The sequence below is a fragment of the Ruegeria sp. BHSC043 genome, from assembly GCF_059612985.1.
Genome location: NZ_JBXWRS010000001.1, coordinates 707,092 through 730,484, shown reverse-complemented (window position 1 = coordinate 730,484; position 23,393 = coordinate 707,092). Strand labels below are relative to the sequence as shown.

23 protein-coding genes and 3 pseudogenes are annotated in these 23,393 nt (G+C 56.3%); 5 read left to right on the top strand and 21 right to left on the bottom strand.

Annotated features, from left to right (window positions below; translation table 11 throughout):
- Positions 1-48: 48 nt before the first annotated feature.
- Positions 49-807 (top strand): hypothetical protein, encoded by a 759-nt coding sequence (locus AC2FMM_RS03605; RefSeq protein ID WP_496712536.1) that lies wholly within the window; start codon positions 49-51, stop codon positions 805-807.
- Here AC2FMM_RS03605 and AC2FMM_RS03600 read toward each other — a convergent pair whose 3' ends face one another.
- The 12 genes and pseudogenes from AC2FMM_RS03600 to AC2FMM_RS03545 all read right to left on the bottom strand — a co-directional run bounded on the left by AC2FMM_RS03600 (position 808) and on the right by AC2FMM_RS03545 (position 9,622).
- Complete coding sequence (locus AC2FMM_RS03600) at positions 808-1,749, bottom strand: metallophosphoesterase family protein (protein WP_496682727.1); 942 nt, start codon at positions 1,747-1,749, stop codon at positions 808-810.
- On the bottom strand, positions 1,739-3,172 hold the full coding sequence (locus tag AC2FMM_RS03595) for a hypothetical protein (RefSeq protein ID WP_496795800.1): 1,434 nt from the start codon (positions 3,170-3,172) through the stop codon (positions 1,739-1,741). Before AC2FMM_RS03595 ends, AC2FMM_RS03600 begins: the two co-directional genes overlap by 11 nt.
- 19 nt (positions 3,173-3,191) lie before the next feature.
- Entirely contained in the window at positions 3,192-3,836 is a 645-nt protein-coding gene (locus AC2FMM_RS03590) for a protein-tyrosine phosphatase family protein (protein WP_496795069.1), read from the bottom strand.
- Between the two features lie 117 nt (positions 3,837-3,953).
- Positions 3,954-4,127, bottom strand: a complete 174-nt coding sequence (locus tag AC2FMM_RS03585; RefSeq protein ID WP_496795799.1) for a hypothetical protein — start codon at positions 4,125-4,127, stop codon at positions 3,954-3,956.
- 229 nt (positions 4,128-4,356) lie between these two features.
- Complete coding sequence (locus tag AC2FMM_RS03580) at positions 4,357-5,061, bottom strand: IS6 family transposase (RefSeq protein ID WP_496795798.1); 705 nt, start codon at positions 5,059-5,061, stop codon at positions 4,357-4,359.
- Positions 5,062-5,240: 179 nt separating this feature from the next.
- Positions 5,241-5,944: pseudogene (locus AC2FMM_RS03575) on the bottom strand (IS6 family transposase).
- A 31-nt stretch (positions 5,945-5,975) separates the two neighbouring features.
- Positions 5,976-6,260, bottom strand: a complete 285-nt coding sequence (locus AC2FMM_RS03570) for a hypothetical protein (protein WP_496682735.1) — start codon at positions 6,258-6,260, stop codon at positions 5,976-5,978.
- Positions 6,261-6,364: 104 nt separating this feature from the next.
- The gene (locus AC2FMM_RS03565; RefSeq protein WP_496682738.1) at positions 6,365-6,904 is read right to left on the bottom strand and encodes a hypothetical protein; all 540 of its coding nucleotides are present in this window, start codon (positions 6,902-6,904) and stop codon (positions 6,365-6,367) included.
- Between the two features lie 390 nt (positions 6,905-7,294).
- The gene (locus tag AC2FMM_RS03560; protein WP_496713208.1) at positions 7,295-7,606 is read right to left on the bottom strand and encodes a hypothetical protein; all 312 of its coding nucleotides are present in this window, start codon (positions 7,604-7,606) and stop codon (positions 7,295-7,297) included.
- 31 nt (positions 7,607-7,637) lie between these two features.
- Positions 7,638-7,814, bottom strand: coding sequence for a hypothetical protein (locus AC2FMM_RS03555; protein WP_496713206.1), 177 nt, complete (start codon positions 7,812-7,814; stop codon positions 7,638-7,640).
- Between the two features lie 291 nt (positions 7,815-8,105).
- Positions 8,106-8,408, bottom strand: coding sequence for a hypothetical protein (locus tag AC2FMM_RS03550; RefSeq protein WP_496795797.1), 303 nt, complete (start codon positions 8,406-8,408; stop codon positions 8,106-8,108).
- A gap of 101 nt (positions 8,409-8,509) precedes the next feature.
- Positions 8,510-9,622 carry an SH3 domain-containing protein gene (locus AC2FMM_RS03545; protein WP_496795796.1) on the bottom strand — a complete coding sequence of 371 codons (1,113 nt, stop codon included), beginning with the start codon at positions 9,620-9,622 and terminating at the stop codon, positions 8,510-8,512.
- Positions 9,623-9,811: 189 nt separating this feature from the next.
- Between AC2FMM_RS03545 and AC2FMM_RS03540 the strand changes: the two genes are divergently transcribed.
- The gene (locus AC2FMM_RS03540) at positions 9,812-10,864 is read left to right on the top strand and encodes a helix-turn-helix transcriptional regulator (RefSeq protein WP_496795795.1); all 1,053 of its coding nucleotides are present in this window, start codon (positions 9,812-9,814) and stop codon (positions 10,862-10,864) included.
- A gap of 349 nt (positions 10,865-11,213) precedes the next feature.
- Here AC2FMM_RS03540 and AC2FMM_RS03535 read toward each other — a convergent pair whose 3' ends face one another.
- Positions 11,214-11,855 (bottom strand): IS6 family transposase, encoded by a 642-nt coding sequence (locus tag AC2FMM_RS03535; protein ID WP_496795958.1) that lies wholly within the window; start codon positions 11,853-11,855, stop codon positions 11,214-11,216.
- Between AC2FMM_RS03535 and AC2FMM_RS03530 the strand changes: the two genes are divergently transcribed.
- Positions 11,778-12,440 (top strand): hypothetical protein, encoded by a 663-nt coding sequence (locus AC2FMM_RS03530; RefSeq protein WP_496795962.1) that lies wholly within the window; start codon positions 11,778-11,780, stop codon positions 12,438-12,440. The two genes, AC2FMM_RS03535 and AC2FMM_RS03530, sit on opposite strands and share 78 nt — an antisense overlap.
- A 435-nt stretch (positions 12,441-12,875) precedes the next feature.
- On the opposite strand, the pseudogene AC2FMM_RS03525 reads toward AC2FMM_RS03530, so the two are convergent.
- From AC2FMM_RS03525 to AC2FMM_RS03500, 6 genes and pseudogenes are all read right to left on the bottom strand, one after another.
- Positions 12,876-13,579: pseudogene (locus AC2FMM_RS03525) on the bottom strand (IS6 family transposase).
- 9 nt (positions 13,580-13,588) lie between these two features.
- A complete protein-coding gene (locus AC2FMM_RS03520) occupies positions 13,589-13,837 on the bottom strand; it encodes a hypothetical protein (protein ID WP_496712173.1) in 249 nt (82 codons plus the stop codon).
- A gap of 12 nt (positions 13,838-13,849) precedes the next feature.
- Positions 13,850-14,410, bottom strand: coding sequence for a DUF1254 domain-containing protein (locus tag AC2FMM_RS03515; protein ID WP_496712171.1), 561 nt, complete (start codon positions 14,408-14,410; stop codon positions 13,850-13,852).
- The gene (locus AC2FMM_RS03510) at positions 14,410-15,918 is read right to left on the bottom strand and encodes a DUF1254 domain-containing protein (RefSeq protein WP_496795794.1); all 1,509 of its coding nucleotides are present in this window, start codon (positions 15,916-15,918) and stop codon (positions 14,410-14,412) included. Before AC2FMM_RS03510 ends, AC2FMM_RS03515 begins: the two co-directional genes overlap by 1 nt.
- Positions 15,919-15,963: 45 nt before the next feature.
- On the bottom strand, positions 15,964-16,992 hold the full coding sequence (locus AC2FMM_RS03505) for a DUF1214 domain-containing protein (RefSeq protein ID WP_496795793.1): 1,029 nt from the start codon (positions 16,990-16,992) through the stop codon (positions 15,964-15,966).
- A gap of 139 nt (positions 16,993-17,131) precedes the next feature.
- Positions 17,132-18,142, bottom strand: coding sequence for a helix-turn-helix domain-containing protein (locus tag AC2FMM_RS03500; protein WP_496795792.1), 1,011 nt, complete (start codon positions 18,140-18,142; stop codon positions 17,132-17,134).
- 340 nt (positions 18,143-18,482) lie between these two features.
- Between AC2FMM_RS03500 and AC2FMM_RS03495 the strand changes: the two are divergent.
- Positions 18,483-18,683: pseudogene (locus tag AC2FMM_RS03495) on the top strand (transposase); the annotation flags it as partial.
- 52 nt (positions 18,684-18,735) lie between these two features.
- On the opposite strand, the gene AC2FMM_RS03490 reads toward AC2FMM_RS03495, so the two are convergent.
- Positions 18,736-19,443, bottom strand: a complete 708-nt coding sequence (locus AC2FMM_RS03490) for an IS6 family transposase (RefSeq protein WP_496795791.1) — start codon at positions 19,441-19,443, stop codon at positions 18,736-18,738.
- A 295-nt stretch (positions 19,444-19,738) separates the two neighbouring features.
- Here AC2FMM_RS03490 and AC2FMM_RS03485 point away from each other — a divergent pair, with 295 nt between their 5' ends.
- The gene (locus AC2FMM_RS03485; RefSeq protein ID WP_093964988.1) at positions 19,739-20,224 is read left to right on the top strand and encodes a hypothetical protein; all 486 of its coding nucleotides are present in this window, start codon (positions 19,739-19,741) and stop codon (positions 20,222-20,224) included.
- A gap of 2 nt (positions 20,225-20,226) precedes the next feature.
- Here the strand turns inward: AC2FMM_RS03485 and AC2FMM_RS03480 are convergent, their stop codons facing one another.
- Positions 20,227-23,016 (bottom strand): hypothetical protein, encoded by a 2,790-nt coding sequence (locus AC2FMM_RS03480; RefSeq protein ID WP_496795790.1) that lies wholly within the window; start codon positions 23,014-23,016, stop codon positions 20,227-20,229.
- Between the last annotated feature and the right edge of the window lie 377 nt (positions 23,017-23,393).

Below are 23,393 nucleotides of genomic sequence, written 5' to 3'. Positions count from 1 at the left end.
GCCTTTGGCGAAGTGTAAGCCTTTGGCGTATGCAGGAAGGAAAACAAGTTGAATACGACCCTCACATTTGTGACCGTGTTGTTGATGCTGCTGTTGCCGGGTACTGCGGTGTCACAAGTCGACCCTGCGACGATGCTGGCCGGGGCTTCGGGATCGGAAATTGTTATCGAACGACGTTGGATACAGTTTCGGGGCAAACAGGAACTGTATTTTTTTACTCTCGACGTCATCGTAACGGTCATATTGACTGGACTGATCGTCTATCACCCTGTGAGGCGGAGAGCCCGCAGAAGTGTCAGCGACATCGTCATGCCGCGACTGTTCTTCCTGTACGCGCTTGTCGGTATGGCGGTTGGGTTTCTGGTCGTACAGCACGGATCAATGATCGGTTTTGTCATATTTGGAATCGGAGCCCTGTTGAGGTTCCGATCAAATATGGATGACCCGGTCGACACGGTGGAAATGATTATAGTGACCGTGCTTGGGCTCGCAGTAGGGTTGGGCTTGCCCTTGATGGCCACACTGGTGGCGGTTGTATGTTGGTGTTTCATTTGGCTCGGTGGGCGAAACAAGGGTGTTGAAATTTCGCTCAAGGCTTCAGACGAAGAGCATTCACTGAAAGTCAGCGGAGCTATCGAAGCCATGGCAGCAGACGCTGGTTGGAAGCTGCTCAGAAAACACCACGTTCCCGGCAAATCTCGCGTTTCTTTGCTTTTCATTACCTCGGGCGGACTTTCAGAAGCCCGGATCGAAGAGATGGTAAACGATCTGGTCCCTGAAAAAGTTGAGTTGAAACTCAACCTCTAGTCATTTCACAAGGTCTAAGCGCTTCAAAACCGCATTTGGGGATCTGATCTCTTTCGGGAGCGACTTGAAGTTTACCGACCTTTCGAAATCAGGCCCTCGATATACCGCTATCCCAAACTCTCCGTTCGGCTGGAACGTAACATGAGTGAAGCTGTGAGGTGATCTGGCGCTATCGCCAATAAGCCGCCGCGTGCCACCCCCCAAACAAGCTTGGGAAACATAGGCCACACCGTCTTTCCAGCCTGGGAAGAAGGCATGATGGTGGCCTGACAGATGCAGAACGACACCGCTTTCCAGATAGACTTTTTCAAGTGTTGGGTCACCAATGATTTCGCGTTCTCGCTGGATCGCGAAGGGCCAAAGTGGGAGGTGACTGAAAGTGACAACCGGATTTCCATTTGCACCCAGTTCCACAAGTCGGTCCTGCTGATCACCGGATAGCGGCCCTAAGGTCGTAGCATCCAAAGATGCAAACGTTACGCCCTGCATCTCAAACGCGTAGAAGAAAGGATAGTCATCTGAAACCAGGAAATCGACATCTGGCTTTCTTGGTGTCCATTCCTTCGCATAAATTCTTCTTTCACGCTCAAACGCGCGATAGGCAGATGCGTCGTGGTTTCCGGGCGTGACAGCAAATGGAATTCCGGCACCCGCTATCGGATCTGATACGGCCTCGTGAAACGCCTTCCACATCTCCCTGACCTGTTTGTCTGACAAGTTGGGAATGCGCTGTCCCGCGACCATGTCGCCCGTCGAAATCACCAGATCGGGATCAATCTCAATTATCCGCTCAATCGCTTTGTCGACGCGGGGATCGTATTTTACCGAGCCATAGCTTCCGTTTAGATCCGATATGACGATTACATCCAACGCCGCCGCTTTACAGGCGAACATAGCGGTCCAAATGAACGCCGCAATAGGGGCAGAACGCTTACGGGTCATTACAGTCTAATGCCGCCACCTCGGTGTTGTTTCGCAAAAAGAATGCGACAGGGTTCAAGTCGAACATCAAATCACCACTAGAACAATTGTTCTGTAGGATGGACGTTGCCAACGCGGTGTTTTTCACAACTTGGGCAATCTGCCTATCTGACAACCCAAGACTCTGCGACAACCAGTCATAAATAGCACCTTGCGTTTGAAGGTCACTGTTCAACGCAACCAAGCGACGGTACGTGCTTGGAGAGAAGTGCCGGATCTTCTCGAGCATTTGAGTAGATTTTGCGAAGTTGGCATACTCAACCCGCCCACCAGCATCGTTGTCGTTTAGATTGCTGCGGCGGATCAATATTGCGTTGGCCGGAACATCTCCATCGTTTGGTTGATGGTGCTTGGCTTTCTTATGCCTCAGTTCTCCGTCTTCGACCCAGTACCAGTAGGGCGTGAAATCAATGTTTCCAACACGGTCCTGCTGGCTGAAGATGAAGTCGAGCAGAACAATCTCGGTAAGTTCTTGCATCCAAAATGCCATCTGTTGGTCACTGACATCGGGACCGAGATCCTTGTTGATCTGCCGGTCTTTTCGGCCTTCTTTCACGCCATCTGCAATTGCCTCTGACAATGGTTTTGAAGAACGCAATGCCAAGAAGGCAGGAGTTTCCTGAAAATCGCGGTTTTGACCTTTCCCCCAACCAGATTTGCGGGTGCCGTTGATTTCCGAGCCGTATCGATGCCCAGGACTATCAACTAGTACACCGTATATTTGCGTTCGATCCGAGGTGAACAGATCATCGGTCGGTTGGTATGAGTTGGGGTCGGAATCCGCAGCTGCGAAGACCCGCCAGCCTTCATGGTTCATGCGCCCGCCATGAGAGCCACCTGAAATCGCAAGACCGGGCTCTGCGACCTCGGAGAGATGCGCCTGAGCGTCCATGCTGCGCCAGACCGCCACCGGCACTTTCACCGTTGCATCGAAATACCTGGAGAAATGATAGTAAAGCAGAGACGAGGTGGAAAACGTTCCACTCGTGCCCTTTTGGTTCATGGTGGTTTTGAATTTGGCCACTCTGTCCTTGGCTAATGCTTTTGCCGACTTGCCCTCTTTGCAAGCGTTTCTCTCGAATTCAGAGCGATTCCCCACGTAGGGTCCTTCCGAAATATCGTAGACGGCCATTCCCGGGCTGGTACTCCAGGTTTTTGGACAAATAGCGATTTCGGAGGCATAGAAATCGATCTCGCAATAGGCCGTTTCTTCCTGAAGATCGCTTTTCTTATACTCGCCCGTAGGAATTTTTTCGATCCGAATGCAGCGTTCTGTAACGCCATTGGGGCTATCAAATGTCGCGACTTCACCTAGAACATCGTCGTTCGCCCACAAGACGGTGGGCGCGATGACAGCAAGTGCCCCTACAAGGTTGAGCTTCATCTGAATAGTCCTCCAGATCTCATTTGGGGCAAATCGCGGCCTGCTGTTCGGCGGAAATCTTCAATTTGGGGTCGACACTGAAATTGGCGAACTTTGCATCAATCCACTGGTCACACCCGCCCGAACATGGGGCCCCGTTTCTGGCATCATTCCAATATTCCTTGGCCCTTTCTTCCGTCCAACCGCAAAACTGAACAAGCGCCATTGCCGACAATGCGCCTGAGGAATGAACGCCCCACATGCAGTGCACAAGGACAGGACCCTTTGCAGGGTCCTCAATCACCTCGTGTATGGCGGCCATGACGGTGCCGGGGCGGGACGATCTGGCGCTCTGATAGTCAAAGGATCCGTTTCCACAACTGGTTCGGCCGAATTCGGTGTTCTTGCCGAAATCCGCATAAAACCCGGCCGAAAACCCGTCATCGCACAGTGTTTCGCGCTGAGCGTCGCTCAAGCCCGTTCGACCCTTGTCGCCGCCCTTGAAGCCAGAGCGATACATAACTCCGCCTAGGACTGGGCGAAAGAAAGCTACGCCATCGACGCCTCCGTCGCTGCCCTTGGAGAGCATCTGGCTGTTGCTTGGGCCACCGTTTCGACTGGTGACGTCAGAATTCGCCGCGGTTGCCAGAACACCAATGAATATGAGGGACGTCAAAAACCGCATGCGTATTCCTTTCTGTTTTCAGCCAGCGATGCCCACGCTTTTCCTGCCGTCAGTCCCACCGAGAGGCGCTTCAGGGAAGCCAAGTCAGGTCGGCGGTTGGCTTCCCGCCCTGAAGCTTTAAATCGGCCACACCAAATTGATGATAAAGACGACCACGAAGTAGGCCAGAAAAACTTTCCAGTTCAATTGGTGTTTGTTTTCTTCGTTTATCACGCCGGCCGATCTCAACGCCAGGTTTGTTATGATTAGAGCGACGATGGTGACCGCCGCATGTGCCAGGTCGAAATGCAAGTTGGATCTCCTTTTGCAGATTTGGGATTGGTGAATACGTGTCAGCAGTCACCTGACGGCAGCACCGTTACGTCCGAGTATCTTCCCTCAGATGTCGTGATCCGAGCGCAAGCACCAGTCTCCATGTTGAACCAGTACGAGGTCAGCCCTTCGCTTCGGATGAGTTCAAACCCTCGGGTGCTGCCAGACGAATGCTAACCGGTCTCCACATGGACAGAATGGCTGTCCCTTAATCGGCGCAGAGACCCCGCCACTCGGCAAGTGCGGCGGCCCGGTCCGACTTGAAGTTTGGTCTGGAGGAAAGCGTGCGCTCAGAATTGAACAGGTTATAGATCGAGGCATGGACGGCGACGAATTTCTGCAAACTTCGCATCCGCCGGAAGCGAAGCATCGCCCGCTTTCGTCGTCGGAACGGCAGATGTGAATTCTCAGCGCGATTGTTGAGCCAGCGCCCCGTTTCCTGGCGATGGTTGGCACCGATATCTTTCAGGGCAGCACCGTATGACCGGAGCCGGTCGGTCACGATTACGTAAGGTCGGCCATGCTTCCGCATTGCTTTTCTTAGGAATTTCAATGCCGCTTTCTTATCTCTGGTCTTGGTGACAAAGCTTTCGAGCACCTCACCCTCGTGATCCACGGCCCGCCACAGATAGTGTCTTTCGCCGTTGATCTTCACGAACATCTCGTCCAGATGCCATCGCCACTGGCTCGACTTCATCCCCTCGACCCGTCGTTTTCTGATCTCGTTGGCAAACATAGGCCCAAACCTGTGCCACCAAAACCGAACAGCTTCATGGCTCACGTCGATGCCGCGCTCATGCAGCAGATCTTCCACATTCCGAAGCGACAGTGGGAACCGAACATACAACATCACCGCCAGACGGATGATTTCTGGACTGGTTTTGAAATAGCGAAACGGCGATCGTTGGGTCATGGTTCGACGCTACAAAACCGCCCTTCCCGCCTCAAGTCAGTTTGCTTTGACAGTGCCGAAGCGGAAGCAGACGATAATACCGCCAGTTAGATTCCCCATGACGGGTGCTGCCAGACCAATTCGAACGGTGCTGCCAGACGAATGCAAACCAGTCTCCACATGGACAGAATGGCTGTCCCTTATTCGGCGCAGAGACCGCGCCACTCGGCGAGGGCGGCGCGCGGTTCAGCTTGAAATTTAGTCTGGGGTAGAGGCTTCGCTCCGAATTGAACAGGTTGTAGACCGAGGCGTGGACGGATACGAATTTCTGCAAACTTCACATCTGCCGGAAGCGCAGCATAGCTCGTTCTCGTCGTCGGAACGGCAGGTTAGAATACTCAGCGCGGTTATTCAACCAGCGCCCCGTTTCCTGGCGATGGCCAGCGCCAACTTCCTTCAGTGCAGCACCATAGGATCTGAGCCTGTCGGTCACGATGACTTCCGGGCGTCCATGCTTGCGCATTGCTTTCTTTAGAAATTTCAGCGCGGCCTTCTTGTCACGTGTCTTCGTGACGAAGCTTTCCAAAACCTCGCCCTCGTGATCAACCGCACGCCAAAGGTAATGGCGTTCGCCATTGATCTTCACGAACATCTCATCCAGGTGCCAGCGCCAGCGGCTCGAACGCATGCCCTCTATCCGCCGCTTCCGGATCTCGGCGGCAAACATCGGGCCAAACCTGTGCCACCAAAACCGCACGGTTTCGTGGCTGACATCGATCCCGCGCTCGTGAAGCAGATCTTCGACATTTCGCAACGAAAGCGGGAAACGGACCTACAGCATCACAGCCAAGCGGATGATTTCTGGGCTGGTTTTTAAATAGTGAAACCGCGATCTTATGGTCATAGGGCGACGCTACAAAACAGCCCTACCCGCCTCAAGCCGGTTTCCTCTGACAAGACCCGATATTGAGGCCGATGGCCGGGAACAGGTAGCTGGTAACCAGCGAGCCGCCGATCCCGATCAGGATGTCACGGCCCAGTCCAGAGCCGGACCCCTTGACAATCAGGGTCGACACCCAGCCGACGACCGCGCCGACCACCACAGCAATCAAGAGCCCTGAAACGAGCCCCATACCGGTGCCCAGCGCTTCGGGCGGCACCTGAGCAAAGGCGGGCGTCGCCAGAAAGCCAAGTGCAGGTGGCATCATATGTTTCTTCATTGAGAAGTCTCCCTCCCTGAACGGCCAAAACTGCCGGATCAACCCACACAAATGTGGCGCAGACCATTACATCCGCGTCACACCTGATTTGCCTGCTTGGTTGGTTACAATCTACCGTTGCGCAGATTGAAGACCTGACCACGAGAGTTCGTCCCGCAAATTACGTGACGGTGGCCCGAGGCCATCTCGATATAGTAGTTGTCGGACCCTTCCTGGCCGGCCTTGATGATGTGAACGTCCCGCGCTCTGACACCAAAGCTGGATGAAACCTCGTCTCTGCAGCCTGCAATCGCGGCAGCGGGCACTCTGACTTCGCGGACTTTGTTTCGCTTGTGCGCCAGGTTGTTCTCACGCTCTTTATGTCCGGCCGCGTAGCCTTCGCTGTAAGCGCGGGTGCCGTAGCCCGTATCGAACTGCTCATTGTGCAAACCGTCCCGGTATCCCGCCTCGAACATCGCCGTCTCGTGGTGTCCTTGAGGTCTGTATCCTTCCTGATAGTGATTTTCGTGATGCGCGAGGGCCGCGATGCCAAGGATCGCAGCCGCGGCCAAGGCCGCCTTTTCCTTGTCGGACATCGCAGCACCAGGAATCGCTGATCCGACGAACAACGAGCCAGCAACCAGGCCCGTAACTAGAATTCGCATGATTTCCTCCTATACCTAGCGATTAAACTGAAAAGTGTACGCGAAGTGGCGACCAAGAAGGACGCATTTCGCACCCGTAACAGTGTCATTGGATTGGATCCTCTGGCACAAGGAATGTTGGAACGAGGTCTTCTGTGCAGCCAGAATTCACTGGTTCGCCCGGTTGATCGAAAAAGGCTGCGGCGACGTCTCTGGCGCATTGTGAGAACAAGGTTGCCCCATGCCCCGTGTTTGGAAAACGGACGAACTGTGACCCGACCGAGTTGAAAGCCGCCAGCTCTGCCCATGACGTCGCTGTCCGGATGCCGTGCGTTCCAGTGAAAATCATCACAGCAATACCATGACTTCTTGTTGCAAGACCCCACCGGCCTGAGAGCACCGCCTGGTCCATCAGTTTGCCGCAGAGCGAATTTGCTCCATTACGGCGTCGCAGTCAGACGTACTTCCCACAACGGCACCAGGCGCTGTCTCACCGGACATCTCGGCAAGGTCGGCCGCTGCGCGGGTGAGGATCTGGTCCACCTGGTCAGGGGTCAAAAGTCCCTCCTCCTGCGCGGCAATCACGATCGAGCAGACGCCGGCCGACATACCCGTCGCAATACCCGCACCTGCGGCCGAGCCTCCGACGATCGCCCCACCGAAGAGGGCTCCTGCGACCAGTCCAATAACCAGCCCGACAGTTCCAATCAGTATTTTACCCATGTCTTCTTGCCTTTCTCAAAAACAGCGGCCTTCAGGGCCACAACAAATTGAGGATGAAAACCGCGGCACCGATTCCAAAGAACAGCGGCCAACTCCATCTCGGGCCACCGTCCTTGTGCGGGACATAAAGACCCGCTTTGTGCATGCCGATCATCACGACAAATATAAGGACGCCCGTTACAAGCGCATGTGCGAGGTCAAAGTGCATCTGGCCCTCCCTTGTTAGGTTGTTCACTGCGGGGTCTGCCGCCGTGAACGTATCGACAAAGCAATGTCAGGATCGTGATATTCAGCAACGGCGACAGGGTTGCTATCCACGGGAGCAACGGTTCGGGAAATCCGTCCGTCCAAAGAACCCATGGCAGACCAAGCGGCATCAGAAAGACGCCTGCCAGGGGATCGCGCTCCTGACCGAAGAGCCCAAAGGCTCCGATCAGGAGCAACGCCAGAGCTACGAGGTACATCGCCCAGGCGATCCGGATGATCCACTTGCAGAGTTTCAACAGTCCTCGGCGGGCAGCATCGTGATGTTGGAATAGCGTCCGTCCGCCGTGGTGATCGCTGCGCATGATCCTGTCGTGCGATTGAACCAATAGCTCGTCAGACCTTCGCTGCGGATCAGTTCGTATCCGCGCGCCTGCAGCCCACCCTCGGCCTGGCCTGCACGTGCGCCGACGAAGTCGGAGAGATCTCCCGCGCCGCCTGTGCTCGCCGGTGCCGAAGTGCCGCCCGTGTCTTCGACGCATCCCGCGAGCGCGAGCAGCGCTACTGCGCCGGCCATCATTCTGAAATTATTTCTCATTGTGTCCCTTCCACTCCTTTCATGTGAGATTGCTTCGTTACGATTGGCCAGTGAATGCTGACCAAGTTTACTGTCTGCCGTCTTGATGACCCAGCGTTGTCTCATTCAATCCCGAAGATGACATTGTACGATTGAGCACCATTTGCGGTGTTGTAGACTTCGACCACATGGTCTCCTGACTGCCAGAGCTGTCCACGATACTCTTGCGTCGCATTCATTTCATCCAGCAACACGGAACCGTCCGGGTTGTAGATTACGTACGTCATTCCGGGTCCGTTCGCGGCGAGACGGAAATACAGAAACTGACCGTCGCGCGCGCCAAGGATGTAGCGCCGGCTCTCTTGCGGCAGGAGAGAGCCCGTGAGTTCCGCTCCGGAGCCACCTGCGGGGAACTTTATGATCACGGTCGACCCGCCGCCTCCCGATGCTCCTGCAGCGGCGCCTGACGACGCTGAACCGCCGCTCATGCCAGAGGAAGGATCGTTGCTGCCTTCGATCAGAAAGTCACCCGCAGCCCACCCCTCGTAGCCCGGGTCGGCCAGCGTGGCGACGCGGCACCAGCGGCGGCCTTCTTGCATCCGGCAGCCCAAGTTGCGCACGTTTTGCCCGTTGTTGAGGCGCGTCACCAGGCTCGCGCCCGAGGAAGGGCCCGAACGCAAGTTCAAGGTGCCGCCCGAGGTGGCTACCTTGTAGAAATCCGGGCCGCCCTGCAGGCCGTCCGCATAATCGGCCTGCACCCTGTCGCCGGTTTCGCCCTCGATGCTGATCGCTATCATGTAGTCAGACACTTCGTCCCGCCGCGCTGCGCTGCGCATCATGTAGACCGACACGGTGTACTCGCCGGAGGCAGGCAGAACCCCGTCAAAGATGTTCAGATCAGGCACCATCGCCCCCATGAACTGGCTGTTGACCAATGCCTCGTCACCCGGGCCCCTGCCGGGAACGTAGACGTTGAAATAGGTGGCGGTGTTTGACGGTTCGAGCCGGACTTTCATCCGTTGGCCCGCTTCGGCGCCGATCCGGTAGAGGACACTCTCATAGCCGGTTATGGAATCGTTGATAACCGTGCCAGACGTACCAGCAGCAAATCGGACATATTCGGTGCGCATCTCATCCTGCGCAAGCGCGGGTGACAATCCGCCGAAGGCCGCTGCCGCCAGACCGAGCGCGGCGGCAGCGGTAAGGTTGGTGAAGAGCTGAATGCCGGGAGACATATTGCAAATCCTCAATGGATTTCGGGTGTAACGCACGTGACCACAGCTTAGAGTGTTGGCATTATCATGCGGATCAATGCAGACATCCCCCCAAAATGACCACTACTCATCGATCATGTTTGCAACTGACTCGGGAATAGTCTATCCATTTGGCGCAGAGATTATCCAAAAACCGCTGCGAAGTTGGAAATGTTTGATCCGATCGCACATGCTCGAAATCCGCCTGTTGGGCTCGGTCCCCGTGTACTATGCCAGACCGCGGATGATGAATTGCCGACCGGGCTCGGGGGATTCCGGCTGAGCGCCTATTACAGCGGCGAACGGTCCAAGCTGTCGAGGCGCCAGTTCACGGGCAAATCCAACCTCAAACTGCGCGATCCGACGGATGGCGAGGCAGCCGTCGCGATCAGCGATATCGCATTATTGAGCCTCGCCTATGTTAGATCGACCGGACATGACGTTGTCGTGCGGGAACTGCAGCGGGCTAACCTTCTGGTCCCGGTCACCGGCACGCTGGCCAGCCGAAACGAACAGATGCGGTTCGAGCGCAAGAGCGAGCCATGGATCCTGTTTGGCCGCGGGACGCGCGAAACGACGACCCTTCCCACGCAGGAGGCACCCTACCAGGCCTTCGTGCTGTCCATGCCGCCCCAGGTCCTTGGTGACCGCCTCGCACGCATGGAAGCGCAGGGCGGCATGCTCTGTGGAGACGCGTTCCGGGATGACGATCTGCATCTGGCCCGCATTACGCTCACATTGGCTGCAGAGGTGTCCCTTTGCGCGGATATGGAAATGGACATGCGCTTGGCCGAGGCATGGGGGACGATAGTGCTCGACCAGCTCAACCGCTGCGTTGACGCGCACCTCGGTACCGGCGCGAATAAGTCGTCCGGCCCCGAGGAAAACCCGTCTCTCAGGCACGTCAGAAGGGCCGAAGAACTGATACACAAGCGCCCCAACGAGATCGAGGGGCTTCCGGACATCGCCCTCCATGTCGGCGTGTCCGAGCGAACGCTTCAGGCTGCCTTTCGCAAGGTTCGCGGAGCCACGCCGATGCAAGTGCTGGCACAGGCAAGGCTGCATTGCGCAAGGCGTGCGCTGCTCGACCGCGACGGTCCGAAAACGGTGTCGGACGTCTGCTCAATGTGCGGCATCGAGCATCACGGGCGATTCAGCAAGCTCTACAAAGAGGTCTTTGGTGAACACCCCGTCGCGACTCTAAATTCACGTTGGACAACATAACCGGCGAACTTCTCTTTTGGCCGCCCATGCGCCATTCAAACGCAATGAGGCAAAAGCCAGCAAAGTCCGCATTGTAGTCATTGAGCGGAATTGAGCGAACGTCTGCCTTGAGCCCGAAGGGGCCATCGCCCGAGGACTTGGGTGCCGCTGTGCGGCGAATGAATGCCCGTATTGGCCGGGTCGACTGCGGTGATGACGTCTATTCGCCCGCGCAGGTTTTACTTTTTGGTCCCTAGTTTCCGGAATTCAGATCTTCCGATGGCAAACAATTGAACAATTTTTGATAGTCGCGCGCGGGTGCTGCCAGACGAATGCGAACCAGTCTCCACATGGACAGAATGGCTGTCCCTTAATCGGCGCAGAGACCCCGCCACTCGGCAAGTGCGGCGGCCCGGTCCGACTTGAAGTTTGGTCTGGAGGAAAGCGTGCGCTCAGAATTGAACAGGTTATAGATCGAGGCATGGACGGCGACAAATTTCTGCAAACTTCGCATCCGCCGGAAGCGAAGCATCGCCCGCTCTCGTCGTCGGAACGGCAGATGTGAATTCTCAGCGCGATTGTTGAGCCAGCGCCCCGTTTCCTGGCGATGGTCGGCACCGATATCTTTCAGGGCAGCACCGTATGACCGGAGCCGGTCGGTCACGATTACGTCAGGTCGGCCATGCTTCCGCATTGCTTTTCTTAGGAATTTCAATGCCGCTTTCTTATCTCTGGTCTTGGTGACAAAGCTTTCGAGCACCTCGCCCTCGTGATCCACGGCCCGCCACAGATAGTGTCTTTCGCCGTTGATCTTCACGAACATCTCGTCCAGATGCCATCGCCACTGGCTCGACTTCATCCCCTCGACCCGTCGTTTTCTGATCTCGTTGGCAAACATAGGCCCAAACCTGTGCCACCAAAACCGAACGGCTTCATGGTTCACGTCGATGCCGCGCTCATGCAGCAGATCTTCCACATTCCGAAGCAACAGTGGGAACCGAACATACAACATCACCGCCAGACGGATGATTTCTGGACTGGTTTTGAAATAGCGAAACGGCGATCGTTGGGTCATGGTGCGACGCTACAAAACCGCCCCTCCCGCCTCAAGGCAGTTTGCTTTGACAGTGCCATTTGCGCCGGCCTGCTTGCCTCTGGCACGCTCAAGCGCGGGCGGATCTGCCTCGACCTGGACGGCAAGGCCCTGGCAAGCACGCTTGGCCATTCGCCAGACGATCTGAACCCCGACCTGCTGAGAATCGAAGCGCCTTTCGACCTGCGGCGCCGCGGCGTCGAAGCCAAGATCATCGCCGGCGATGTGCAGCCTCACCCGGATCCGCATCTCCGCTCCATGCTGATCCGCGCCCATGGCTGGGTCCGTAATCTGAAAAGTGGCGTCCAGCTGGTCGACATCGCGCGCCGGGAACAGGTGCCCGCCTCCTTCATCCGCACCCGCGCCCAACTCGCCTTCCTGTCGCCGAAGATCCAGGCCGCGATTCTCGACGGCAGCCAGCCGCCGGAGCTTACCCTCAAGCGCCTGGTCAGCGTCACCCACCCGCTGGATTGGGCGGAGCAGGAGCGCATCTTCGGCTTCTGAAACTCTCCGAAATTCCGGCTTCCCTGATACCCGGTGTGACGTCCCTGTTCCGACGCAGAACTTCCCTGTTACCGTGAAAAAATTCCCTGTTCCACAGCTTAGGGAATTTGGGGCGTAAATCATTGATATCACGCCATTACCACAAGGGCGAAATCAGGAAATTCCGCCAAAAATGCCGAAATTCGCTGTAAACTCCCTGTTATCAGGGAAAATCCGCCCAAAGCGACCCCGCGAAAATACGGAACTGAGACTGGCGTCAGAACCGTGCCCTAGTTGTGCTTGCTAGATCGTCTCTGATAGAAAACGGGTATGGTAAACCGCTGAAGTCTCGACAGAAATCCGGGACAGAAAGTATCAATGGAGTGAGACAGGTATGAGTGGCGGTGCTGTCAGACGGATTCGAACTCGTCTCTGTTAGGCCAGTAACGCTGTCCTTTATCCCGCGCCAAGTTCGCGCCACTCGGCAAGAGCGGCGCTTCGGTTCAGCTTAAAGTTTTGTCGTGAGTAGAGGTGGCGTTCCTGATTGAAATGGTTGTGCACTGAGGAATGGACGGAAGCGAATTTCTGCAAACTTCGCATGCGCCTGAATCGAAGCATCGCTCGCTCTCTTCGTCGGAAAGGCAGGTGTGAGTTCTCTGCCCTGTTGTTCAGCCAGCGACCGGTTTCCTGCCTGTCCGCCGCACCGATTTCCTTCAATGCAGCGCCATAGGAACGCAGCTTGTCCGTGACGAAAACGTGCGGCCGGCCATGCCGCTTCATTGTTTTCTTCAAGAATTTCAAGGCTGCTTTCTTGTTACGCGTCTTGGTAACGAAGCTTTCAAGCACCTCGCCTTCGTGATCGACGGCCCGCCACAGGTAGTGGCGTTCGCCGTTGATTTTCACAAACATTTCGTCCAGTGCCAACACCATTGACTGGATCGCATGCCTTCAATCCTGCGCTTCCGGATCTCCGAGGCAAACATCGGGCCGAAACGGCGCCACCAAAACCGAACCGTTTCATGGCTGATTTCGACGCCGCGTTCATGCAATAGATCTTCCACATTCCGAAGCGAAAGAGGGAAACGGATGTATAGCATCACCGCCAGGCGGATGATTTCCGGGCTGCTTTGAAAGCCCTTGAACGGGTTAGGTTTGGTCATGTTCCGACGCTACGAGGCCGCCCTGCCCGCCTCAACCGGAATCTTTCTGACAATGCCAAAGAAACTGCTGTCGAACGGAAACTGCGAGGTATACAGAACATCGTAGATGTCCATATGGGGCAGTCGCTCATCGCTGCCGTAGGGGTATTGATGGATCCCGTCCCTGATATAGGCCTCTGCACCTTCCAAAGTTGCGGGTTCAAGATCAGGCGTGATGATGCGCAACGTCCCGTAACCGCGATAGGTTTCAAGCGGCACGGGGAGATATCCTTACGGCACCACGGTGTCCGAATTCGACGCGTACAGGGAGTATTTGCCCCCTTCGCCTTTGTCATCGCCATCGGGGCCAACATCGACAATCGGTCGCTGCCAGACATCGAGGAACGTGCCAAAGATGCTGTAGGTTTCGGTCGCTGCGGGAAGTTCCACTACTACTGGCCCATCTTTCACATCGTAAATGAGCTGAACATAGGGCGTAGAGTTATTCGGCGTGGGCGACTGAAATTTCCAGTTGGGCGGTTGTGAGAAATACGCGACTTGGTTGAGCGCCTGACCTGCATCTATCGCGCCCGCAATCATCTGGTTACCCGCCACGAGCGGTTGCGCCCAAAGGGCGCTTTCGTAGGCGCGCCGCTCAAATCTCTCTTTCTCGAAATCACGCTCTTCGGCGGAAACCGAACCCGCAAATATCGCAAGTGCTAAAAATGTTGTAAGCGTCGCAATCCTTCGCATCCCATGCCTCACTATTGTTCGATCAAAGGTGGCCTTGTACTCAACTGCATTCATCTCCGGGCCGTTATTCCCCAACTCGTGCTGGCCGATCTGTGGCATCACTCTTCAACCCTCACGAAATCCCCGGGAACCCAGGTTTTATCGAACCATTCCTGGCCCGGCCCATAAAGCCGAATGATCGAAGACCAGGATTTACCGGGCATGGTTTGAACCCAGTTGCCTTCTTTGCCTTCAGGAGGTTCAGGACCAAACCAGATGGTCCATGAGCCGTCCTCGTTCGGTTCGATCCCAGGCACGGTACTATCTATTCCGGCGAGCTTTTGATCCGTCTCCAGCATCGAGCGGTGCTGGTTGTCGTAGACTGTGAAAGACCAGAAATCGCCGGCGGGGACAGGTGCCTCCAGATCGATGCGATAGGTCTTGCCTCCGTCGAGATAGTTGCCCTCCGAGTCCTTCGCGGTGAAGCCATAGACCGAGCCGGAGCCGACTTGGGGTCTGACCATGGCGGGGGTGACGCCCGTCGCCAGGTAATGAAAGAAGGTCCGATCGCTCAAGATGCGGGCGCCATCTTCGAGAAACTCGTGGCTCAGACGAGCATACGGCGTTGTCCACTGGCGCCCTTCGAAAAGGTAAACGCCCGGGTCGCGCGGACTGAAAGATTGCGCCCGCGCCGTAGCGTTGCCGACCTTTCCCGCCTCGATCAGGATGCTTTGCATCCGCTCGTCGGGCTGAAATGGCTTCCCGTGCCGGATGCCGATGCTGTTAAAGATACCGGCGATTTCCGGCGGAAAAGCGTCAGGAGGCTCGTATTGCACCGTCGCATTCAACTCTTCATAGAAAGAGAAGTTATTTCCGTGGATAGAGTTCCATTGCTTGCCCGTAAGCTGCACGAATTGTTGTTCTGGCGGATTTTCTATCTCGGCGAAGGGAAAGATCCGAAGATGGTCCTTGACCCGCTTCACGGTCCCCTCCAGCCCGTCATCGAGAACGAAAGCCCGCATCAACATCCAATTCTTGTAGGTCGGTGAATGAACGACATGGAAACCGGTTTGCGGCAACGCACCGTCGTATCCTGGTGGCACGAACAGATACCGACCGCCGCGGCCCTGATCGGGACCGGTGAAGCCCACATCGGTCACCCAGCGGAAATAGGCGTCGTCAATCGGCCCGAGCGTAATGGGCGGGACGTCCATGACAACCGGGCCTGACTTGGTGTCGATACAGGTCAGGACATACATCGTCGTGGAGTTTGCCGTCAGCATGAGGCCTCTGGCATCGAGCAAACCCTCGGTGATCCCGACCGTAAAGGGGGGCACACCGGCCGCCTTGAGACCTTCGCAAAAGGCCTGGATCGAGGTGGCCGGGATACCGTGCAAGAACGCGTCCACGCCACGCATGAAATCGAGATTGTCCCAAAGCTTGTCGATGGTCTCTTCCGAGGGCAAGCCGTCGAAAAAGTAGAGCGTCCCGAGGCGTTCCGTTTCGACCACATCGGGCGTCAAGAGCTTCTCGGGCACGTTGGCAGCGTAGGTTGGCCCATCGGCTCCGACGAATTGCGGGACCACCGCCAGCGTTGCTGCCAGCAGGGCGGTACGGAACATCGGCATTTAAACAATCTCCCCGTTGAGTTTTGATCTGCGGCTCTGCGGCAGTTAATTTGCAGGTTCGACGTCCGGCAAAACGTATTCCCCCGCGCTGACGCTTTCAGCGGGGCGATAGACGCGCATCAGGAAATTCCAGCCTTCGGACGTATCAAGGCGATTTGCGACATCGCCACAAAGTTCCTCAGAACCAAAGAAAGCATCGAAGCTGCCATCCGCGTTCAGCTTTGTGTTTGCCGGGTTCAGAACCGCATGGTTGTCACTGAAGAGATAGCCTTCCTCATTGTACATGGTGATCGACCAGAAAGCGTCATTTTCGGGCGGCGTATAGTTTGCGGTGTAGCAAGTCTCGACCCCGGCAGGCCCTTCAGGACCCGAAAAGTTAATGTAGGCGGCCTCATAATTGGGGAAGACCCCCCAGGAAGTGGCAACGGCAATCCGGTGATGTTCTGGGATCACATTGCCCGAGGCGCGCGTGTCCTGAAAACTGGGCGGATATTGCGTGAAGGCTTCAAGTTTTTCTTCATAGCCGGGACGCATTGCGACCATCTGTTCCCAGTTCCAATTGGCGGTCTTGGGCTCCATGCTACCAGAGGTGACCTCGACCTGAGCCAAGAGGCGCCGCGCAATTTCAACGTCGCTTTCGTCGCTCGCGTCCAGCACCTGCACACGCGGCAGCGCCACGATATACCGCGTGTCTTGCGGGCCGAATTCGTAGATGCCTGGCTCGGACAGGATGTCGATGGCGAAATGGTCGTTGTCGATCATGTAAACCGACAGGTAGCGGCCATCGGGGACCTCGGGCACCGTGATTGTAAACCGCTCGGACGTGTCGATCGGGATACCCGCATAGAGCGTATCGCGGTTCATGCGTGGGACGGCCTGATTGTCGACGGGCGTCGGGGCGTCATAGACCAGCCCCCTGTTCATTCCACCGGCCTCGATGAAGCGTAGAATGCGCGCGTCCACCTCGGCGCGAATGAAGGTTTCTTCGGTCACCGGCATCATCTCATCGCCGGCGGTTGGGCTGGCAGCAGCAAAGGTGACCGATCCACCAATCAGCATTGCTGTCCAAGGCATATTGCTTGCAAACTCACGCATTTCCCACTCCATCTGATCGCTACTAGTATTTAGCGAGCCATATGAAAGCCGTCTGCGTAATTTGCGACAGTTTATCCGCGTCTCAGATGCCTTCTGAGCGTTTGTTCAGCTTCGCCTTTCAGACCGGGAAACGCCGGGGAGCTGCGCTGCGGCTTTGACGAGCAACCCACCGAGCTGCTGCCGACAAGGTATCCGACGGGTATTCCCCAAACCGCTGTCGGTACCGAGAGGCAAAGCGACCAAGATCATAGAAGCCAAGCGATGTCGCAATGTGAGCGACGGTGGTGTCCTTCGGGCCGGCCTCCAACAAGCGCTGACGCGCCGCGTGCATCCTCCATTTCTGCAACAGTTGAACGACGGTGCAATCGAATTTCTCACGCACTCCACGTTCGAGTGTTCTCTTGTTGACACCTACCGCTTCGCACAGGGCTGCAACAGACACGCACTCGGTATCGGGGGTGCGAAGGTACTCAAGGGCCGCCACTACAGCCGCATTTTGACCGAGCTTCTTCCCATGAATTGAATCAAGTCCATCAGGGAGGACTGCATCGATCAGTGCGTCTTCAATGAACTCCCGTATCACGTCAGCGGTTTCTTTTATATGAGTCGCCCGGTCCGTGTATGCCGGCGGGAATAGCTCTTCGAGCTTTCGCGCAATTGTACGCACCTTCTGGGGTGATGGCGAAAATGCCGAATGCCGGCCGCGCGAAGCGAGCTTGTCCATTGCAAGCTCAAGCGTGGGCTCGAAAGCCTGTGCAATTTCTATCTCAATTGTCAGTACCGTTTGTCCGCCGCGGTATCTCACTTCTAGAGGATCACCGGCCAGAGAATAGAGCTGGTGGTCAATAACCGGCTCACCAAAGGCAATTGACTGGCCATCGCCTCCGAAAGGAATGGCTAGGACAAGGTGGCCAGGCGGCGGCAGCCCTATCAGCCGAACGTCATCTCCATAGCTTTCTCGCAGTACCGACAGCCCGGGGAAGCTGATGAAGTCCAACCCAAACTTGCTCTTTCCTTGATCACGGCCGTCAATCAAGAGGTCCCAAGGCTGCACAGCCATCTCGAATTCGCTTGGGTCATCCGTCGAAAAATTGCCGCACTGAAATCTATTGGTGACCTGAAAGTTCATGCGGTTCTGCCTACCCCCAAGAGGCCCTGAAACCAACGTTGGTGCAGCAGACTGTAACTTACGCTGCCGGATAGCGAAAGGGCATTTTGCCGTAGCGAAGGCAACGTCCGCTCCGGGCTCGACCCGGTCATTTGAGAGTTTTAATCGGATGACTGCAATGTATCGGACAGCGGTCTTTGGTCATGGAAATTTTGAGGATTTGCGCCTGAAGGTCTGCTCTTGCCAGGACCGGACCCAGACAAAAAACGGGGCTATGACCGAGATGCGGAGAGGCTGTGTGAAAACTCCCTTTATTGGCTGTTGGATGGTGTGATTTCGGCAATTGATGTGGAGGCATTCAATGGGGCAGTTTATCGTAGGTGTGGACCGGCAGCAGTCGATGTTGCTGCCCGAATGTCTGGGCGACTATGTGGGTGAAAACAGCCCTGTCCGCGCGATTGATGCATTTGTCGACATGCTCAGTTTGGCGGAATTGGGTTTCCAGACCTCGGCGGCTGCGACGGGTCGACCCGGCTATCATCCGGGGCTGATGCTGCGGATGGTGCAGTCAGACAGATTCTAACCAGTCTCAGTTTCCCAATAACCACGGGAACTTAGGCGGAACAGAGCTTACGCCACTCGGCGAGAGCGGCGTTGCGGATCAGCTTGAAGTTTTCGCGGGTGTAGAGGTGGCGCTCCTGGTTGAAATGGTTGTAAACGGAGGAATGAACGGCGGCGAACTTCTGCAAACTTCGCATGCGCCGGAAGCGCTGCATGGCCCGTTCTCTTCGTCGGAATGGCAGGTGCGAATTCTCAACCCGATTGTTCAACCAACGGCCTATATGCTGCAGATCGGCCGCTCCAATCTCCCGCAACGCCGCACGGTACGAAGGGAGGCGGTCCGTCACCAGAACTTCCGGCCGATCGTAGCGCCGCATCAATTTTCTGAGGAATTTCAGAGCGGCTCGCTTGTTTCGACGTTTCGTGACCACGGCTTCCAGAACTTCGCCTTCGTGATCAACAGCGCGCCACATGTAGTGACGTTCGCCGTTGATCTTCACGAAAACCTCGTCGACATGCCACTGCCATTGCCGCCCGGATCGCAGTCTTTCCGCCCGCCGACGCCGGATTTCTGACGCGAACATCGGACCAAATCTGTTCCACCAGAAACGGATCGTCTCGTGACTTACATCAATTCCGCGCTCGTGCAGCAGATCTTCGACATTCCGCAGCGACAAAGGGAAACGAACGTACATCATGACCGCCAAGCGGATAATTTCCGGGCTGCTATGAAAGTATTTGAATGGATCACACTTGGGCATGGCCGGAGGCTACGAAACCGCCCTGCCCGCCTCAACCAAATTCCTTCTGACAACACCATTGAGAATATGCAAGAAATTCTCGTTCCAATACAATACCCTCCAATCGAATGGGCAAACTGTGTAAAGATCAGATTCTTGTCAAGTTGGGCTGTGCTCCATTATTGTTCCTCATAACGCCCAAATATGCACGCTCGGTCCAGTTGGGCCTACATGCCCACAGCAAGTCCCGTGCCGTTGCTCTTTGGCTTACACGGAGTGCACAGTCAGCAAGGCTCCGCGGACTGGCGAGGAAATGATGAAACATCTGGTGATTGGCTTAGTATGGGTCGCCCTTTCGGGAAATTGGGCAGAAGCTCAGGTCTCCGAATGGGGCACGAGCGGCGACTGGCATGTTCGCATAGACGCAGCGGTCGGAAACGGTTGCTACATCGAGAAGGATTTCGAAAGTGGCATCCGGCTTGCCTTCGGCTACCTGCCAGACCTCGAGGGCGGGTTCATTTCCGCGTTCAGCGCCGATTGGTTGGAAAGGCCGTTAGACGAGACGGGTAACGTGAAGTTCTTTACCTCCGAAGAGAAATTCGCCGGGGAAGTGGAAATGATGGTCCGAGACGGAATGCCCGGCGGCAGGGCCTTTTTTAACAACCCGGCATTTGCCCTAGAAATCGCCAAGCGCAGGTCTCTGCGCGTGTTGGGACCCGAGGGCGGGGAATTCGAAGTGGACCTGACCGGATCGGCGCGGGCCATCGCCGAGATGGAGCGTTGCCAAGCCGCACAAGGTTGAAGTCAATGCGGGCCCGTGCGTAGAGCAGGATCGGGCGCGGCTCGAATCTGGGCTACATCCGCAATGCAAGGCACGCGAGAGTCCGGCATGGTAATGGGTTCGGTTGCTCGCCGTTTGTTGCGCTGGACCAACTTCACAATTGGCTTGGAAAGTTGCCCGCTGATCTCGAAGGGCCAGGCGCTGCGTGCCAACGGACGACCGAGAGGGCGCGGCTCAGCCCGCAGGTCGATCGTGTCTTTCAGGTAATCGAGATCGCCTTTGGCAACCACTTGCACGCGGGCAGTCTCCAGTACAGCGTCGTTTATCGTGACTCGCCCGCTGTCAAAACGCAGCGGCGCACGTATGCAAGAGATCGGCGAAAACCCTGCACGGCGATCCGCAGAAAAAAGCCACGGTAGAACGCCCAACCCAGCGAGATCGATCAGGGTCGTGGAAACCTGCCCGGGCCCCATCTCAATCTCGGCGCTACCAGTAAGGCTGCTGGCAAAGTCCTGCGGTTCGGGAAAGCGCGCGGCAAGGTCAAACCGGCCGGTCAATGTACCTGTTGCATGCACTTTCCCGCCCAGACCATTGGTCAGCCGGCCCACGTCCCAGCCCCCTGTACTGCCGGACAATTCAATCCAGTCCGGACGGTTGAGAGCGTCTACCGTTGCAAAGAACGAAGCAAAACCGCCGCCGTAATCGACCCTGAGCGGGCCAAGCCATGCGCGTCCGTTTTGGGCCGTGAATGCACTGGCCATGTGCGAGATACCTTCCTGCCCGATGATCTTGTCGAATGTGATGTCGATCTCGGCGTCAAGGACTCGCAAGAGTTCCGCAGGATTCTTCAGAGCAGCGAGGCTCAAATCTCCCGCATCATCACCCAACACCAGCGGCTGAAAGTCCGACAGGTCTTCAACGGCGGGCGCGGGGGACGGAAGGACGAGCGGCTGGAAATCCGACAGATCCTCTTCCCTCAGTTCCGGCTCGGCTGCGGGCAACACCAGCGGCTGAAAGCCCGACAAATCCTCGCTAGCGGTGGGGTCGAGGTGTTCTTTCAACTGCACTGACCGCATCTCCAGATAAACACCGGGCTCGCGGGATACTTCCCGCACGGTACGGATCGCGTTCTGCAAATCACGAAGATACACCGCCTTGCTATTTATGGAGCCGCGCAATACCGGCGCGCCGGCGATGATGTTCAGATCGCCCATCAAGGAGATACGGGTTTCGCCAGTGCTCACTTCACCGCTGGCTTCAATCCCCTTGCTATGGCGGACCAGATCGAGGGCGACCCCGGCAGCGCCAGTATCCACGGGGGTGAGTTGCAGCGCTTCCAGAAAAGAGGCCCCGTCAGGCGCGGATAGCGCGACGGAAAGGCTTGTATCCTTAAGGGGAAACAAGCTTTCCGAGCGTAGCGAGAGGTATCCGTCCCACAGATCGCTGTCGCGTTCCTCTATTTCAAAGTCCTCCAAAACGGTCCGCCCGTCTACTTCGGTTATGTACACATGCCCTAGCAAGCGACCGAATTCATGAACGCGCTCGGGGCGCAAGGTGCGCAGGACCTGCGCGGCAGGCAGGTCGAGATCGCCTTTTACATCATATCCGCGCAGATTTAGCAGATCGTCCATGTGCCCCGCAGCGGAGAAAAACGGCTTGTCCAGCGGTCCGAGCGCAAAGGACACGTCACGTAGCGCCAACTTGCCGTCTGGCGTTCGCTTTATGTCGCCGACGCGGAAAGGACCGATATCGCTGAGATGTTCCGAAAAGGCGTTAGTCGCAAGGTTGAAATCCTCGATGGACAGCAGCTTGTCCGCGCCAACCAGACGCATTCCGAGAGCTTCGGGTCTAATGTCGCGGAGAAAGATCGCCGGCGCGGTGAGGGTTTTCTCGCCAAGAAGATCAACATCGAGTTTCAGATCGAATTCCGGCGGCTCGCCAACTTTGCGAAGAAAGCCGGCGAGTTTTACGCTTTGACCTTTTTCAAGCGTCAATAGTGTTTCGATTTCCTCGAAGTCGTACAAGCCGTGCCGACGTAAAAACCGCGCCTCGAGCCGCCCGGAGCCATGTACCTCGCCGCGTAGCGAAAGCGCCTGCAATACTGCGTTGAGGTCCTCGGTCTTGATCTCAAGCCTGCTGTCGAACCCAAGTGGGCCCAGTGATGGATCGGAATGTCCCCTCATGCTGAGATCCGTCACGCCGATACGGCTGGTGACCGAAAATGCTTCATCTTCAGGGAAAACGCCATGCAATGTCACATGCTCATCGTTTAACTTTCCGTCGAACACGAGCGCCACCTCACGCTCACCGGCTACCGCTTTCTGATCAACTCGGAAGGTATCAAGAACGAAATCGAAGACGAACCCGGTTTGGCGATTTTCTACCGCCACCTTCATGTCGGAAAAATGGATGTCACGCGTGCTCATGAAGCGGATGAGCGCCGGGCTTGCGTCCGACGATGACATGCCGCGCTTTTGGTCAATCGATTTCTGCGCCGTTCGCCAACTCGTCCTGTCGTCTTCAAGGCGGAGCAGTTCCATGCGCAGACCGTTTGCCTCGATCATTGGGAGCTGCGTCCATCCCGCCGCCCCCGTCCACGGAGCAAGGTGCAACCGTGCCGTCTCCAGTGTCAGAAGCTCAGTACCCGGCATAGCCTCTGAAGGTAGCCGCAGCCCGGTGGCTTCGAGCGAGAAGGAGGGGAAAAAATCAAGGTCAACGTTTCCCTCCACCAATACCGTCTGACCAAGCAAATCTGTCAGAAAATCAGCAGTAAGCGCATTGCGCCACGAACGGAAGCTGCTGCTCTCCAGCACAAATGCGAGACTTGCGACGAACCCTGCAAGAAAGACTGCGCTTAAACGGATAAGTCGACGATTTATTCTCATGGCTCAAGGGGGTTCAATCTGCAAAAGCGACTTGTTTTCTCATACGAATTTCAGCTTATTCCGGCTCCGTTCATTTGTATAGCGGTGTCGGTCTATGTAGATCTTCATCTATCACTCTTCGTTGGATTGGTTTAAAGCTGCGCATGAGCTTTCGCACGCCTTCGGGCATTGCAGGTTGAAATTGACCTCGACCGTTGCGCTGCCTCGTTCGGCGAAATCGGGGCAGTGGCATTTGAACGTGTTTGTGCGTACTGACGGGCCTTCAGTCTGGCTGTTTCCGCAGCGGTCACCGCTTCGGTCCCACG